At 72.3% G+C, this 14653-nt stretch carries 15 protein-coding genes; 9 read left to right on the forward strand and 6 right to left on the reverse strand.

Going from position 1 to position 14653, the window contains the following annotated elements; all coding sequences use genetic code 11:
- Positions 1-315: 315 nt before the first annotated feature.
- A complete protein-coding gene (locus K4G64_RS19530) occupies positions 316-1080 on the forward strand; it encodes a hypothetical protein (protein ID WP_221757304.1) in 765 nt (254 codons plus the stop codon).
- On the opposite strand, the gene msrB is transcribed toward K4G64_RS19530, so the two are convergent.
- The 4 genes from msrB to K4G64_RS19550 all read right to left on the reverse strand — a co-directional run bounded on the left by msrB (position 1061) and on the right by K4G64_RS19550 (position 4498).
- Positions 1061-1468 (reverse strand): peptide-methionine (R)-S-oxide reductase MsrB, encoded by a 408-nt coding sequence (msrB, locus tag K4G64_RS19535; RefSeq protein WP_221757305.1) that lies wholly within the window; start codon positions 1466-1468, stop codon positions 1061-1063. The two genes, K4G64_RS19530 and msrB, sit on opposite strands and share 20 nt — an antisense overlap.
- A 14-nt stretch (positions 1469-1482) precedes the next feature.
- Positions 1483-2874 (reverse strand): UDP-N-acetylmuramate--L-alanine ligase, encoded by a 1392-nt coding sequence (gene murC / locus K4G64_RS19540; RefSeq protein ID WP_221757306.1) that lies wholly within the window; start codon positions 2872-2874, stop codon positions 1483-1485.
- A gap of 88 nt (positions 2875-2962) precedes the next feature.
- A complete protein-coding gene (locus tag K4G64_RS19545; protein ID WP_221757307.1) occupies positions 2963-3436 on the reverse strand; it encodes an indole-3-glycerol phosphate synthase in 474 nt (157 codons plus the stop codon).
- A gap of 246 nt (positions 3437-3682) precedes the next feature.
- The gene (locus tag K4G64_RS19550) at positions 3683-4498 is read right to left on the reverse strand and encodes a pyrimidine reductase family protein (protein WP_221757308.1); all 816 of its coding nucleotides are present in this window, start codon (positions 4496-4498) and stop codon (positions 3683-3685) included.
- Positions 4499-4535: 37 nt separating this feature from the next.
- Between K4G64_RS19550 and zapE the strand changes: the two genes are divergently transcribed.
- The 5 genes from zapE to K4G64_RS19575 all read left to right on the forward strand — a co-directional run bounded on the left by zapE (position 4536) and on the right by K4G64_RS19575 (position 10983).
- Positions 4536-5639 carry a cell division protein ZapE gene (zapE, locus tag K4G64_RS19555; protein WP_221757309.1) on the forward strand — a complete coding sequence of 368 codons (1104 nt, stop codon included), beginning with the start codon at positions 4536-4538 and terminating at the stop codon, positions 5637-5639.
- A gap of 705 nt (positions 5640-6344) precedes the next feature.
- Positions 6345-6926, forward strand: a complete 582-nt coding sequence (locus K4G64_RS19560) for a carbonic anhydrase (RefSeq protein ID WP_221757310.1) — start codon at positions 6345-6347, stop codon at positions 6924-6926.
- A gap of 8 nt (positions 6927-6934) precedes the next feature.
- Positions 6935-8419 (forward strand): SulP family inorganic anion transporter, encoded by a 1485-nt coding sequence (locus tag K4G64_RS19565; protein WP_221757311.1) that lies wholly within the window; start codon positions 6935-6937, stop codon positions 8417-8419.
- 170 nt (positions 8420-8589) lie between these two features.
- Positions 8590-9510, forward strand: a complete 921-nt coding sequence (locus K4G64_RS19570; RefSeq protein WP_221757312.1) for a slipin family protein — start codon at positions 8590-8592, stop codon at positions 9508-9510.
- Between the two features lie 90 nt (positions 9511-9600).
- Complete coding sequence (locus tag K4G64_RS19575; RefSeq protein ID WP_221757313.1) at positions 9601-10983, forward strand: PhoX family protein; 1383 nt, start codon at positions 9601-9603, stop codon at positions 10981-10983.
- 75 nt (positions 10984-11058) lie between these two features.
- Here the strand turns inward: K4G64_RS19575 and K4G64_RS19580 are convergent, their stop codons facing one another.
- Both K4G64_RS19580 and K4G64_RS19585 read right to left on the reverse strand, forming a co-directional pair.
- Complete coding sequence (locus K4G64_RS19580) at positions 11059-11544, reverse strand: SRPBCC domain-containing protein (RefSeq protein WP_221757314.1); 486 nt, start codon at positions 11542-11544, stop codon at positions 11059-11061.
- Positions 11541-11915: a helix-turn-helix transcriptional regulator gene (locus K4G64_RS19585; RefSeq protein ID WP_221757315.1), complete on the reverse strand. Its 375-nt coding sequence runs from the start codon at positions 11913-11915 to the stop codon at positions 11541-11543. Before K4G64_RS19585 ends, K4G64_RS19580 begins: the two co-directional genes overlap by 4 nt.
- A gap of 84 nt (positions 11916-11999) precedes the next feature.
- On the opposite strand from K4G64_RS19585, the gene K4G64_RS19590 reads away from it, so the two are divergent.
- The 3 genes from K4G64_RS19590 (at position 12000) to K4G64_RS19600 (ending at position 14559) form a co-directional block, all read left to right on the forward strand.
- Positions 12000-13517 carry an FAD-dependent oxidoreductase gene (locus K4G64_RS19590; protein ID WP_221757316.1) on the forward strand — a complete coding sequence of 506 codons (1518 nt, stop codon included), beginning with the start codon at positions 12000-12002 and terminating at the stop codon, positions 13515-13517.
- Positions 13518-13545: 28 nt separating this feature from the next.
- Complete coding sequence (locus K4G64_RS19595) at positions 13546-13725, forward strand: hypothetical protein (protein WP_031106086.1); 180 nt, start codon at positions 13546-13548, stop codon at positions 13723-13725.
- A gap of 72 nt (positions 13726-13797) precedes the next feature.
- Entirely contained in the window at positions 13798-14559 is a 762-nt protein-coding gene (locus K4G64_RS19600) for a peptidyl-tRNA hydrolase (protein ID WP_221757317.1), read from the forward strand.
- Positions 14560-14653 lie beyond the last annotated feature (94 nt).

A 14653-nucleotide genomic window follows, 5' to 3' on the forward strand; every position in this document is an offset into this window, starting at 1 on the left:
TGCTCGACATGGGTCAGGGGCAAGCGCAGTGGACCCTGGACCGCTATCCGGCCGGGCTCCGGCACCGGGACGCGGTGGTGATGCTGCGGACCTGCCTCGGCGGACTGCGGGCCGAGTCCGACCAGCGGCTGGGACGGTCGGCGGCGGCCCGGCGGGGGTGGAACGCCATGCTCGCCGACGACCCTCTGCATCCGGCCGTGCAACCTGGCGGTCGCGCACACCACCGCCGGCGACCTCGGCCAGGCCGCGCACGCGTCGCGGCGCCAAGCCGGGCGCCCCGCCGACGAGCGGGAACGCCCCGTCCTCACGGCCGCCGTGACCGCCCTGGAACGCTGGGTGGAACGGCCCCCCGGCGCCACGGGCCCCGCCCGCACCCTGGCCGTGGTGCTCAGCGCCCTCGACCGGCACGACGAGGCCCGGCAGATGCTGGCGCGGGCCCTCCGCGAGGCGTTCGGCGCGCGGGGCCGGCGGCAGGTCGCCCTGTCGCAGATCCGCCTCGACATCACCGGCGGACGGTTCACCGAGGCCGTGCACCGGGTGCGTGAGCTCCTGCTCGACGAGCCCGACGACGAGTCGCTGCGCCGCCTCCTGATCGAGGCCTACGACGGCTGGATCACGTCGGGCAGGGAGGTTCCCGAGGCGTCGGACATCACCGCGGAACTCGGGCGGTGGACGGACGCCGACACCGTGCGGGACCGTCGCACGCTGGTCGTGAAGGCCGTGCTGGCCAAGGACCGGAGCGGACGGGATCCCGTGAGCGCCGCGCGTTCGGTCGCCGAGGACCTGGGGCGGGTGTGCGCGCAGAACCCGGACAACGCGGGCGCCCGGGAACGGCACGTGGCCGCGCTCTACGGGCACGCCGTGGAGGTCCGCAAGGAGATGCGGTCCACCACGGGCAGCCGGCGCGCGACGCTGAGTGAGCGCCTCAAGGAGGTCTGCGCGCAGTGCGCGGACGCCGGGACCGGCCTGCTGGACTCGGGCCTCCTCGCCGACGAGGAAGGCCGCGAGCGGGTCCGCGGGTTCCTCCGGGCCGTCCGTCCGGAGGAACCGCCGGACCCGTTCAGTTCGCGTCGGGCGTGAGCCGCACCGCGATCGAGTTGATGCAGTACCGCTGGTCCGTGGGCGTCGGGTACCCCTCGCCCTCGAAGACGTGCCCGAGATGCGAGCCGCACCGGGCGCACCGCACCTCGACCCGCACCATGCCGTGCGAGCGGTCCTCGATCAGCTCCACCGCGTCGCTGTCCTTGGGGTCGAAGAAGGACGGCCAGCCACAGTGGGACTCGAACTTCGTGTCCGAGGTGAACAGGTCCGCACCGCAGGCGCGGCAGGAGTAGACGCCCCGGGTCTTGGTGTCGGTGTACTCACCGGTGAAGGCGGGCTCAGTGGCCGCCTGCCGCAGGACCGCGTACTCGCCCGGGGTCAGTTCCGCGCGCCACTGCTCGTCCGGCTTCTCCACGTCGTACGGCATGAGCCTCCAGCCCCTCAGTTCGACAGACGGTCCAGGATGTGCGGGCCGAGGTCGGTGACGTCGCCCGCTCCCATGGTGAGAACGAGATCACCCGGCTTCGCCATTCCCGCGACGACCGACGGGACGTCCGCCTTGTCGTGCACCGGCGTCACGTCGGCGCCCGCGGCCCGGGCCGCCTCGATGATCAGCTCGCTCGTGATGCCCGGGATCGGGTCCTCGCGAGCCGGGTAGATGTCCAGCACGACGGAGGCGTCCGCGAGGGCGAGGGACTGCCCCATCTCCTTGCCGAGCTCCTGGGTCCGCGAGAAGAGGTGCGGCTGGAAGACGACCAGGATCCGGGCGTCACCCGCCGCGGCGCGCATGGCCTCCAGGTCGGCGGTCATCTCGGTGGGGTGGTGCGCGTAGGAGTCGATGACCTGGACGCCCGCGGCCTCGCCCTTCAGCTGGAGCCGCCGCTTCACGCCCGTGTAGGCGGCGATCGCCGGGGCCAGGTCGGCCGCCGGGATCCCGAGGGCCGCGCCCGCCGCCAGCGCGGCGACCGCGTTGTGTGCGTAGTGCCGGCCGGGGACGGAGACCGTGAAGGTCAGCTCCTGCCCCTCCAGCACCACGGTGACCTCGCTCTTGAGCCCCTGCGGCACGACCGACAGGACGCGCACGTCGGCGTCGTCGGACTCGCCGTACGTCACCACGGTCACGTCGCGTGCCCGGACGCGGCGGGTGAGCTCCCGGGCGCCGTCGTGGTCGGCGGAGACGACCAGCGTGCCGCCCTCGGTGATCCGGTCCACGAACGTCTCGAACGAGGCGTAGATCTCGTCCATCGACGCGTAGTTGGCGTGGTGGTCGAGCTCGACGTTGAGGACGATCGCGACCTCGGGGGCGTACTTGTGGAAGCTGCGGTCCGACTCGTCGGCCTCGGCGACGAAGATCTCGCCCTCGCCGTGCAGCGCGTTGGAGCCGGGGGCGTCCAGGTCCCCGCCGATGGCGTAGGAGGGCTTCAGGTCCAGTTCGCTCAGCGACACGGCCAGCATCGACGTCGTGGTCGTCTTGCCGTGCGTACCGGCGACGGCGATCGGCCGCAGCCCGTCCATCAGGGCGGCGAGCGCGTCGGAGCGGTGCACGACGGGGATGCCGAGCTCGGCCGCGCGGGCCAGCTCGGGGTTGTCCTGCCGGATCGCCGACGACACCACCACACAGCTGGCGTCGTCGGCGAGGTGCTCGACGGCGTGCCCGATGTGCACGGTCGCCCCCAGCGCCCGCAGCGCCTGTGCTGTGGCCGACTCCTTGGCGTCACTGCCCGCCACGACGGCACCGCGCTGCGCGAGGATCTTCGCGATCCCCGACATGCCGGCCCCACCGATCCCGATGAAGTGCGGTCGGTCCATGGCGGGAGGAAGGCCGGCTGCCATGCGTGTCTCCAAGTTCGGGTGACGAGAGTGAGCGCCCCCACCCTATTTCAGGAGCGCGCGGGGCGGTGCCGGGCCCGCGGACCCGCCCCTACGCCTTGCTGTGCGAGAACAGCTTCAGCACCGGCACCCCGACCTTGTGCCGGGCCCGGGACGCCCAGTCGCGGTGGAAGAACTCCTCCACGTAGTGGGGATCGGTCAGCACGATGACCTCGTCCGCGCCGGCTTCCTCCACCAGGGACTTCAGCGCGTCCAGCGGATGGTCCTCGATCAGCCGTCCCTGCGCGGGACTGCCCGAGGTGCGCAACGCGGCGAGTGACACCTCCAGCGCCCGCTGCCCCACGCTCAGGGCCTCCTCCCCCTCGGGCGTCTCCCCCTCGCGCACGGCCTCGTCGAGCTCGCCGAGTGCCACGTCGTCGATGGCCCGCAGCAGGCGGTCCGCCTGCTCGCCGCGCGGCTGGAGCAGCACCTGGAAGGAGACCTGCTCCTCGCCGTGCAAGGTGGTGACGAACTCCACGTCGGCCGACGTCAGCGCCTTCTCGATCATCAAAACGCTTGTGAACACCAGGCGCCCCTTCTCCTCCGGGGGCCCGTGGCCCCCACTCCTCCGCGGACCGCACCGGACCTGCGGAAACCATCCTGCCCGTGTCGCACGGGTACTGCCGGATCCAGTGTGCCCTCCGGAAACCAAACAGAACGGCATATTCCGCTGATTAACGGACTGACAGTGAGGTTCACCCCTGCTTTCGGGCGAACCGACCGCCGGCCGGACGTCCCGGCCGCCGACACCTCCTACCCCCGGTCCGGCGTTTCAGTGCGCCGCCCGGGACCGCCCGTAGCGCGTGAAGAGGAAGCCGTCCTCCTCCAGCATCGACACCAGCCCGAAGCGATGCGGGACCGTGACCGCGGGCCCCCCGGCGATGCGCTGGGCGTCGCCCGCCGTGAGCATCGGGGAGACGGTCAGGCACAGCTCGTCGAGCACGCCCGCCGCGACCATCTGCCCGAGCAGGCGCGGGCCGCCCTCGGTGAGCAGCCGGGTGTGGCCGAGGTCGGCGAGGGCCCGGACGGCGCGGGCGGGGTCGACACCGATGCCGTCCCCGGCGGTCACCACCCGGGCGCCCGCCTTCTCGGCGGCGGCGATGCGGTCAGGGGCTGCCGCGGCACCCGTGAGGATCAGGGTGGGCACCAGGGGCGAGGCGAACAGCGGGAGCGAGAAGTCCAGGTCGAGGCTGGCGGTGACCACCGCGATCGCGGGTGCGGGCTGCTGCCCGGCCGCCTCCCGCAGCGCCGCGAAGTCCTCCCGCGCGCGGGCCGGCCGGTACCCCTCCTTGCGCACGGTCTCCGCGCCGACGACCACGACGTCCGCGAGCGCCCGCAGCGTGCCGAAGATGCGCATGTCGGTGGGGCTGGAGATGGGCTGCGAACGGCCGTCGTGCTGGGCGGCGCCGTCCAGCGTGGACACCATGTTGGCGCGCAGCCACGGCGCGGGCCCGCCTGGCCCCGGCTCGGGATAGGCGTACGCGGCGGCCAGCTCCGCCAGGCTCCACTCCCGCCCGGCGCCCTCACCGGACCCGCCGCCCGGCGCCGGAGCTGCTGTTTCATCGGTCACAGGGAACAGACGTCGCATGCCGTGCAGTGTTCCACGCGCCGTAGCATGGTGAACCGTGTCTTCTCCCCTGGCCCCCTCCGGATCCGGCCCCATAACCGACCCGGCCCCGCTGTCCCTGTGTGCCCGTGAGCCGCATGTCCCCGCGGACCGGCTGGTCGCCGAGATGGTGCCGCCGCCGCGGTTCGACTCGGTCCGCTTCAGTACGTACATCCCCGACCCGAACCAGCCCAGCCAGACGGAGGCCGTACGGGTCCTGGAGGGCTTCTCGGCGGGCCTCGGCCCGGGCGCGGCCGCGGGATCCGGCAAGCGGCGGCTGTTCGGCTTCGGCAAGGCGCCGAAGAAGGCCCCCGCGGGCCCGCGCGGCGTCTACCTCGACGGCGGGTACGGCGTCGGCAAGACGCACCTGCTGGCGTCCCTGTGGCACGCGACCCCGGCCGAGCCCGAGCTGAAGGCGTTCGGCACGTTCGTGGAGCTGACCAACCTGGTCGGCGCCCTCGGCTTCCAGCAGACCGTGCGGACCCTGTCCGGCCACCGCCTGCTGTGCATCGACGAGTTCGAGCTCGACGACCCGGGCGACACCGTCCTGGTCTCCACGCTGCTCGGCAAGCTGGTCGACGCGGGCGTGGCGCTCGCCGCCACCTCCAACACGCTGCCCGGCAAGCTCGGCGAGGGCCGGTTCGCCGCGGCCGACTTCCTGCGCGAGATCCAGGGCCTGTCGGCCCACTTCCAGGCCCTGCGCATCGACGGCGAGGACTACCGGCACCGCGGCCTGCCGGAGGCGCCGGCGCCGTACTCCGACGAACAGGTCACCGACGCCGCGCACGCCACCGAGGGCGCCTCGCTCGACGCGTTCTCGCCCCTCCTGGAGCATCTCGCCCGGGTCCACCCCAGCCGGTACGGCGCTCTGACCGACGGGATCAAGGCCGTCTGCCTCACCGGTGTGCGGCCGGTTCCGGACCAGTCGACGGCCCTCAGGCTCGTCGTCCTCGCGGACCGGCTCTACGACCGCGAGGTGCCCGTGCTGGCCTCGGGCCTGCCCTTCGACCAGCTGTTCAGTGACGAGATGCTGAACGGCGGTTATCGAAAGAAGTACTTCCGGGCCATCTCCCGGCTCACCGCGCTGGCCCGCGACGCCGGCAAGCTGCTGGAGTCCCGCTGACCGCAACTCCATTACCGCACCGACTACCCCATGGGTAGGGCTTGTTCAAGCCATCCCACCTGCGGTTTTCAGGCTCTCTTCAGCTTGAAACGTTAAGTTAACCCTGCAAACGACCTTGCAGGGTTAACGTGTTTCTTGACCAGCCGTTGACCAAGTGTTGGTCCGCGCTAGACGCATGGAATCACGGGAGGGGGGCGCATGTACCGAGGCCGGACGGCACGGACCGTGGTTGCGGCCCTCGCCGCCGCTCTGCTCGCCCTCCAGTTCTTCGCACCGACCGCGTCCTTCGCAACCGCGCATACACACAGTCAAGTCGAGGCCACGGCTCAGCCCGGAACACGGCCCTCGGGCACGTCGTCACGTCCCGGACACAAGCCCCCCGGAAAGGCTCTGCGCGACGAGACGGCCACCTGCCGCGCCGGACACCACGGGGACCCGACCGGTCCCCTGCGGACCCGCGACCGGTCCCACACCGCCGACTCCGCGCCCTCGGCGCCGGAGCGGCCACTGCGCCGGCACACCCAGCCGGCGGTGCCCGAACCGGCCGGACCCGGCGCCGCGCACCACCACGCGTCGAGATCCTCGACGTCGCACACCCCGGCAGCCCTGCAGGTCTTCCGCTGCTGAGCGGTACCGCAGTTCCCCCCACCCTGTCATGCCCGTCCGACGCGCCCCCACTGCGCGCCAGGAGGAGTCACCACACTCATGCAACCCCTCATCGACAACGCCCGCAGCTTCGGACAGCGCCCTGAGGAGTTCGCCCACCTCGCCGAGGGCCAGTCCCCCGACGTCCTGTTCATCACCTGCTCCGACTCCAGGGTCGTCCCGGCCCTGATCACGGGCGCCCGTCCCGGCGAGCTCTTCGAGCTGCGCACCGCGGGCAACGTCGTCCCCCCGCATTCGTTCGAGCACCCCACGTCGGAGGCGGCCACGATCGAGTACGCCGTGGAAGTGCTCGGCGTCAAGGAGATCGTGGTCTGCGGCCACTCGCACTGCGGCGCCGTGGGCGCGGTGGTACGCGGCGACGACCTCGCCGCCGTACCGGCGGTGCGCGACTGGCTCGCACGCGCCGCCGACGAGCCCGCCTGCGAGGACCCCGCCGACCCGACCGTCGCCGAGGCCGTGCAGAACCACGTCCTCGCCCAGGTCCTGCGCCTGCGGTCGTACCCCTGTGTCGAGCGCCGGCTGGCGGAAGGGCGGCTCGGCCTGCGCCCCTGGTTCTACGAAGTGCACACCGGCATCGTGCGCGAACACCGCGCGGACACCGACTCCTTCGAGAAGCTGTGAGGGGCGTCATGACCAAGTTCCCTTACCTCAGGCAGGACTTCACCGCCTCGCTCGTCGTGTTCCTGGTCGCGCTCCCGCTGTGCGTGGGCGTGGCCGTCGCCTCCGGCGTCCCGGCCGAACTCGGCCTGGTCACCGGCATCGTGGGCGGACTGGTCACCGGATTCCTGCCGGGCAGCAGCCTGCAGGTGTCCGGGCCGGCCGCCGGCCTGACCGTGCTGGTCGTCGAGGCCGTCGACACCTACGGGCTGCCCGCGCTCGGCATCATCGTGCTGGCCGCCGGTCTGCTCCAGCTCGTCATGGGCGCGCTGAAGCTCGGCCGCTGGTTCCGCGCGATATCCGTCTCGGTCGTCGAGGGCATGCTGGCCGGAATCGGTCTGGTCCTCATAGCCGGCCAGCTGTATGCGACGGCCGGACTGAAGGCACCCGCCTCCGGCATCGACAAGATCGTGGGTCTGCCCGGTGCCGCCGTCGACGCGGCCGGCAGCACGGCGGCGCTCACCTCCCTCGCGCTCGGCGCGGCCACCATCGCGGTGATGGTGCTGTGGAAGAAGCTGCCGAAGAAGGCACAGGCCGTGCCCGGCGCGCTCGCCGCGGTGATCCTGGCGATCGCGGCCAACGCCGTCTTCGACCTGCCGGTCGCCACGGTCGAGGTGAAGGGCCTGCTGGACTCCATCCAGCCGCCCGGCCTGGACGCCTTCGGCGGTGTGGGCATCGGCATCATCGGCACGATCGTCGCCTTCACCCTGATCGCCTCCGCCGAGAGCCTGTTCAGCGCCGCCGCCGTGGACCGGCTGCACGACGGCCCGCGCACCCGGTACGACAAGGAGCTCATGGCGCAGGGCGCGGGCAACACCGTCTGCGGTGTGCTCGGCGCACTGCCGATGACCGCGGTCATCGTCCGCAGCTCCGCCAACGTCGGCGCGGGCGCCAGGACCAAGGCGTCCCGGGTGATGCACGGCGTGTGGCTGCTGCTGTTCGCCGCGCTGCTGCCGTCCACGCTGGCGCTGATCCCGCTGCCCGCCCTCGCCGGCATCCTGGTCCACGCGGGCTGGAAGCTGATCCCGTTCGCCAAGATCGTGCCGCTGTGGAGGGAGCACCGGGGCGAGGCGCTCATCCTGGTCGTCACCGCCGTGTCGATCGTCGCGGTGAACATGTTCGAGGGCGTGCTCATCGGTCTGGCCCTGTCGGTCGTCAAGACCGCCTGGGAGGCCTCGCACATCAAGCTCGAGATCATCGACAAGGGTGCCGGCCCGATCCAGGCCTACCTGTCCGGCAACGCGACCTTCCTGCGGCTGCCGAAGATCCTCGACAGCCTGGAGGGCCTGCCGCAGGACCGCCCGGTCGAGCTGGACCTCTCCGGTCTGCACCACCTCGACCACGCCTGCCGCACGGCCCTGGAGAACTGGGCCGCACGCCACAGCGACACGGATACGGAGCCGGTGAAGGTCACCGAACCCGAGGAGGCCCCGGCGGAGAAGGTCACCGCCGGCTAGCCGTCCGACCGGATCACCCGGGCACGGGTCCGGGGCGCGCCGGCTGCGCGCCCCGGACCACGCGTGTCCGCCCCCGTTCCGCCCCGGCCACCGGGCATGGCCCCGCGTCCCAGTTCGGGCATATCGTTACAGAAGCAGACGGATTCGGACCTCTGAACGGGGAGGTCGGCATGGTCGAAGAGGTGGTCGGCGTGGTGGCCGCGGTAGGGGCCGGTGCGCTGGTGTATCTGGCCTGCGCGGCGCGGGTCGTCAAGCAGTACGAGCGGGGGCTCGTCTTCCGGCTCGGGCGTCTGCGCGGGGACGTGCGGCTGCCCGGCTTCAACATGATCGTTCCGGGGGTGGAACGGCTCCGCAAGGTCAACATGCAGATCGTGACCATGCCCGTGCCGGCCCAGGAGGGCATCACCCGGGACAACGTGACCGTGCGGGTCGACGCGGTGGTGTACTTCAAGGTCGTGGACCCGGCGGCCGCGATCGTCAACGTCGAGGACTACCGCTTCGCCGTCTCGCAGATGGCCCAGACCTCGCTGCGCTCGATCATCGGCAAGAGCGAGCTGGACGATCTGCTGTCCAACCGCGAGAAGCTGAACCAGGGCCTGGAGCTCATGATCGACAGCCCCGCCGTGGAGTGGGGCGTGACCATCGACCGTGTGGAGATCAAGGACGTCTCCCTGCCGGACACCATGAAGCGCTCCATGGCCCGCCAGGCCGAGGCCGACCGGGAGCGGCGGGCCCGGCTCATCAACGCCGACGCCGAGTACCAGGCCTCCAAGAAGCTGGCCCAGGCCGCCCGCCAGATGGCCGACACGCCCTCGGCACTCCAGCTCCGGCTGCTGCAGACCGTCATGGCGGTGGCGGCGGAGAAGAACTCGACCCTCGTCCTGCCCATTCCGGTGGAGCTCCTGCGGTTCCTGGAGCGGGGCGGGCAGCCTCCCGCGGAAGGTGCGGGTCATGCGGAGACCCCGGGCCGCGGGGAGGCGTCGGGACACGCGGGGAGCACGGAGCGCGCGGAGATCGGAGAGCGCGCCGCCGACCTCACTGAGCAGGCCGGAGAGGCCATGGAGCAGTTGCGGCGCGCGGTGGAGCAGTGACCCGCGCTACGCGCGTGGTTCCCGCTGCCCGCACCAGGTGATAGACACAGCGGGATCACAGTTCCTGTCCGCCAGCAGGAAGGTTTCCCCATGACCGAATCCGGTCGCTCCGCCACACGACGTCAGATGCTCGCCACAACGGGCGCCCTGGGCGTCGGGATCGCGTTCTCCGGTGCCCTGTCCGAACTCTTCACCGGTACCGCCGCCGCACAGGGCATGGGCCGCACCGGCTACGGCCCGCTCGTCCCCGACCCGAAGGGCGTCCTCGACCTTCCGGAGGGGTTCGGCTACCGGATCCTCTCCCGCGAAGGGGACCCACTCCGTTCCGGCGAGGGCCAAGTCCCCTCCAACCACGACGGCATGTCGGCCTTCCCGGGCAGAGGCGGCCGGGTGCACCTGGTCCGCAACCACGAGAACCGCGCCACCGGCAAGATCCCTGTCCCGACCGTCGAGGGCCTCACCTACGACCCGGCCGGCAAGGGCGGCTGTACGGCGCTGACACTGGACTCCCGGGGCAGGGTGCAGTCGGAGCGCGTCGCAATCGCCGGCACGGCCGTGAACTGCGCAGGCGGGCCCACCCCTTGGCACACCTGGCTGACCTGCGAGGAGACCGAGGACAAGGCCGGCACCAACGGCTACACCAAGGACCACGGCTTCATCTTCGAGGTCGACCCGGCCGACCCGCACCGCACCGGGGCCGTGCCGCTGACCGCGATGGGCCGCTTCGCGCACGAGGCGATCGCCGTCGACCCCCGGCGGGGCGTGGTGTACGAGACCGAGGACGCCTTCGAGAAGCCCTTCGGTCTCTTCTACCGCTTCCTGCCCGACCGGCCGCTGGGCGGCAGGGGTTCGCTGCGCGCGGGCGGGCGGCTCCAGGCCATGCGCGTGCCCGGGGTGCCGGATCTGTCGTCCATCCAGGGCGTCGGCGCCGAGTTCGACCACATCGAGTGGGTGGACGTCCCGGACCCGCAGGCCGCGCAGACGCCGATCCGGTTCCAGGACTTCGGCCGCAAGGGCATCACGCACGCGCAGAAACTGGAGGGCTGCTACTGGGGCGGCCGTTCGGTGTACTTCGTGTCGTCCTTCGCGCGCCGGTCGGACGGTTCGGCCGCCGACCACTTCGGGCAGGTCTGGCGCTACGACCCGGAGCGCCGCCGGCTCACCCTGGTGATCGTCTTCGGTCCGGACACCGATGTACAGCTGCCGGGCGAGTCGCCGGACAACATCTGTCTGGCGCCCAGCGGCGGCCTCATGGTCTGCGAGGACGGCAACGGCGCCCAGCACGTCTACGGCGTCACCAGGCGTGGCCAGGTCTACGCGATGGCCCGCAACCGGCAGAACATCGGCACCCCCGAGGAGCCCGAGTGGGGTGAGTTCGCCGGGGTGACCTTCTCCCCGGACGGCGACACGATGTACGTCAACTGCTACACGCCCGGCACCACGTTCGCGGTGACGGGCCCCTGGCGCCGGTAGCCGGCGCTCCGCTCGGGACCGGGGCGCCGGGTGCGACACCCGGCGCCCCGCCGGACCGTCGAGGCACCCGGCGATTCAGGCGGCGAGCAGGGCGTCGATCTGGCCGACGGCCTCCTTCAGACCCTCCTCCATGCCCATGGAGACCATCTGCTCCATCTGCTCGCGCGATTCGAACAGGGAGCGCATCTCCATGCGCGTGCCGCCGTCGCGGGCGCTGAGCCGCACCGTCACGGACATGGTCGGCATGTCGTCCTTGGGCTTGCCGTCGTCGTCGGCGAAGCCGTCGGTGAATTCCAGGGCCGTCGGCTCGCTGACCGAGGTGATCCGCCACCAGCCGCGGTGCCGGTCGCCCTCCGGGCCGGTCATGAAGTAGGTGACCTCTCCGCCGGGGGTGAGGTCGTGCTCCTCCACGGTCGCCGGGTAGGTCGGCGGGCCCCACCAGCGCTCCAGCTGCCGGGGGTCGGCCCACAGCCGCCACACCCGCTCGACCGGGGCGGCGAAGTCGGCGATCAGGGTGAGGGTGAGGGCGTCGAGGTCCTTGTCGACACTGGTGACACTCATCGCTCGGGTCCTTCCGTCGTGTCGTTCTCTTCGGTCCCGGGGTCCTCGGCGAGGAGCCGGGCCATCCGGTCAACCCGGCCGCGCCACGCCGACTCGAGTTCGTCCAGGGCCTGGCGCGCGCGGCCCACCGCGTCGGGGTCGGTGCGCACGAGCTGCTCCCGTCCGCTGCGCTCCTTGGTGACCAGACCCGCCCGCTCCAGCACCGCGACGTGCTTCTGCACCGCGGCGAAGCTCATCGGGTAGGCCTCGGCCAGCCGGGACACGGACAGCTCCCCGCGCACGCAGCGGCGCAGTATGTCCCGGCGCGTGGTGTCGGCCAGGGCGTGGAACAGCCGGTCCACCGTCTCGTCACTCAGCTCATCTACAACCATTTGGTTGTAGGTTAGTCCTGTCCGCCCCCGCTGTAAAGCGACCCGCCCGACACTGAAGCGGACGCAGAGGGGTACTCGCCGGCCATGGGCGAAGAACACCAGGTCAGCAGCTCGTACTGGCTCGAGACCGCACCGGACGGCCACCACCCCGCACTGGACGCGGATCTGGACGTCGACGTGGCCGTGATCGGCGCCGGGATCGCCGGCCTGAGCACGGCGTGGGAGCTGGCGCGGGCCGGGCGGAGCGTGGCCGTGCTGGAGGCCGGGCGGGTCGCGGCCGGCGTCACCGGGCACACCACCGCCAAGGTCACCGCGCTGCACACGCTCGTCTACGACAAGCTGCGGCGCACCCGCGGTCCCGAGGGCGCTCGGCTGTACGCCCGTTCCCAGTCCGAGGCGATCGGGCACGCGGCCCGGATCGCGCAGGAACTGGGCGTCGACTGCGAGTGGGAGACGAGGAACGCCTACACCTACGCGCGCGACCCGGGCCGGGTGGCGCAACTGCGCGCCGAGGCGGAGGCCGCCGCCGAGGCCGGGCTGCCCGCCTCGTTCGTGACGCAGACCGGGCTGCCGTTCCCCGTGGCGGGCGCGGTCGAAGTCACCGGGCAGGCGCAGTTCCATCCGCGCAAGTACCTGCTGGCCCTCGCCGCCAACCTGGTCGAACACGGCGGGCGGATCTTCGAGGACACCACCGTCCTCGGCCTGGACGAGGGCGAGCCGTGCAGGCTGTCGACCGCGACCGGGGCGACCGTACGGGCCCGGGACGTCGTCGTCGCGACGCACTACCCGATCTTCGACCGGGCCCTGCTGTTCGCCCGGCTGTCCACGCGCCGCGAACTGGTCGTCGCCGGGACCATCCCCGCCGGCCAGGACCCGGACGGCATGTTCATCACGCCCGACGAGGACACCCGTTCGGTGCGCACCGCGCCTCACGAGGGCGACCGGCGGCTGCTCATCGTCACCGGCGAGCACTTCACGCCGGGCACCTCCGACCCGCGGGCCCGTCTCGAACGCCTCACCGCCTGGGCCACCGGCCACTTCCCGGACCTGGAGGTCACCCACCGGTGGGCCACCCAGGACACCGAGCCGACCGACACGGTGCCGATGGTCGGCCCGCTGCACCCCGGCGCCCGGCACGCGTACGTGGCCACCGGCTTCGGCGGCTGGGGCATGACCGGCGGCATCATGGCCGGCCGGCTGCTGACCGCGCAGATCACGGGCGAGGAGTGCGAGTGGAGCGGGCTGTACGACCCGCGCCGGCTGAAGACCGCGGTGCGTGAGGCGCCGGCGTTCCTCAAGACGCAGGCCAAGGTCGCCGGTCACTTCGTGGGCGACCGGCTGCGGCCCTCCCCGCCGGTGGAGTCCCTGCCGCCCGGCGAGGGCGCGGTGGTCCGGGCCGACGGCCACCGGGTCGCGGTGTACCGGGACGAGGACGGCGGCCTCCACGCCGTCTCCGCCCGCTGCACCCACCTGGGCTGCCTGGTCGACTTCAACGCCGCCGAACGCGCCTGGGAGTGCCCCTGCCACGGCTCCCGCTTCGACACCGACGGCAAGGTGATCCAGGGCCCGGCGACCAAACCCCTGGAACAGCGGGACCTCTGAGGGCTCGCCCCGGACCTACGCTGGACGTATGAGCGACGACGACTACTGCCTGATCGACGCGACCAGGCCACCCCTCGCGGACGGGCCGCCGTACGCCGAGTGCGTGCTGTGCCGGGAGCCGACGGAGCACCCCGAGTCGTACAAGGGCATCACGCTCTGCCCCGTCTGCGAGTGGCAGGAGGCGCAGCGCACCGCCTGTTCAGGGTGATCCGCGGGAGGCCGGCCCACCGGGTCGCCCGCGGCCGTCCTGCACGATCTCCCGGCTGGCACACTGGGTCTCGTGAGCGAAGACCCGACGCCCGTGAGCGACAGCCCCTTCCGGTCCGAACCCTCGGCGCGCGACGAGGCACCGCAGTTCGTGCTGCCGCTGGTGGTACGGATCGAGAAGACGGAGCCGCCGGCGCGTACGGACGCGCTGGAGACGTCCGCCCGGGCCGTGCTGACGATCCTGGCCGACGAGAGGTCGGCCGGCGAGGGCGAGTGGGCCGGGGCGATGCGGGACTGGCAGGACGCCAGGATCCGCAAGGTGGTGCGGCGGGCCCGGGGCGCGGAGTGGCGGCGGGCCGAGGCGCTGCCCGGCATCACGGTCACCGGCAAATCGGCCGAGGTGCGGGTCTTCCCGCCCGTCCCGCTGGACGGCTGGCCCAAGGACCTGGCCAGGCTCCAGGTGTCCGGCACCGACCTCGACGACCCGGAGCCGCCCGTGGACGCGGACCCGGCTGCCCCCGTGCTGTGGCTGAACCCCGACCTCGGCATGTCGGCCGGCAAGGCCATGGCCCAGGCCGGGCACGCCGCACAACTGGCCTGGTGGGAGCTGTCCGACGGGGAGCGGACCGCCTGGCGCGACGCGGGGTTCCCGCTCGCCGTCCGGACGGCCGAGGCGGCCCGCTGGTCCGAACTGACCGGCATGGGGCTTCCGTTGGTCCGCGACGCGGGGTTCACGGAGATCGCACCCGGCTCGTGCACGGTCGTCGCGGACCACCCGGCGCTGCGCCGGGAACGGCACGGGTCCGGCCGCACGGCGTCCACCCGTTCGCAGTAGCCGCGGGCGCGCCGGTCCCGGACGAGTGCTCCAGTGGGGTTACCAGTCGACCCGACCCCCGGAGGCAGCCATGACCAGCGCCGCGCCCCCTCCC

This window comes from Streptomyces sp. WAC04114 (assembly GCF_019733245.1).
Lineage (GTDB): Bacteria > Actinomycetota > Actinomycetes > Streptomycetales > Streptomycetaceae > Streptomyces > Streptomyces massasporeus_A.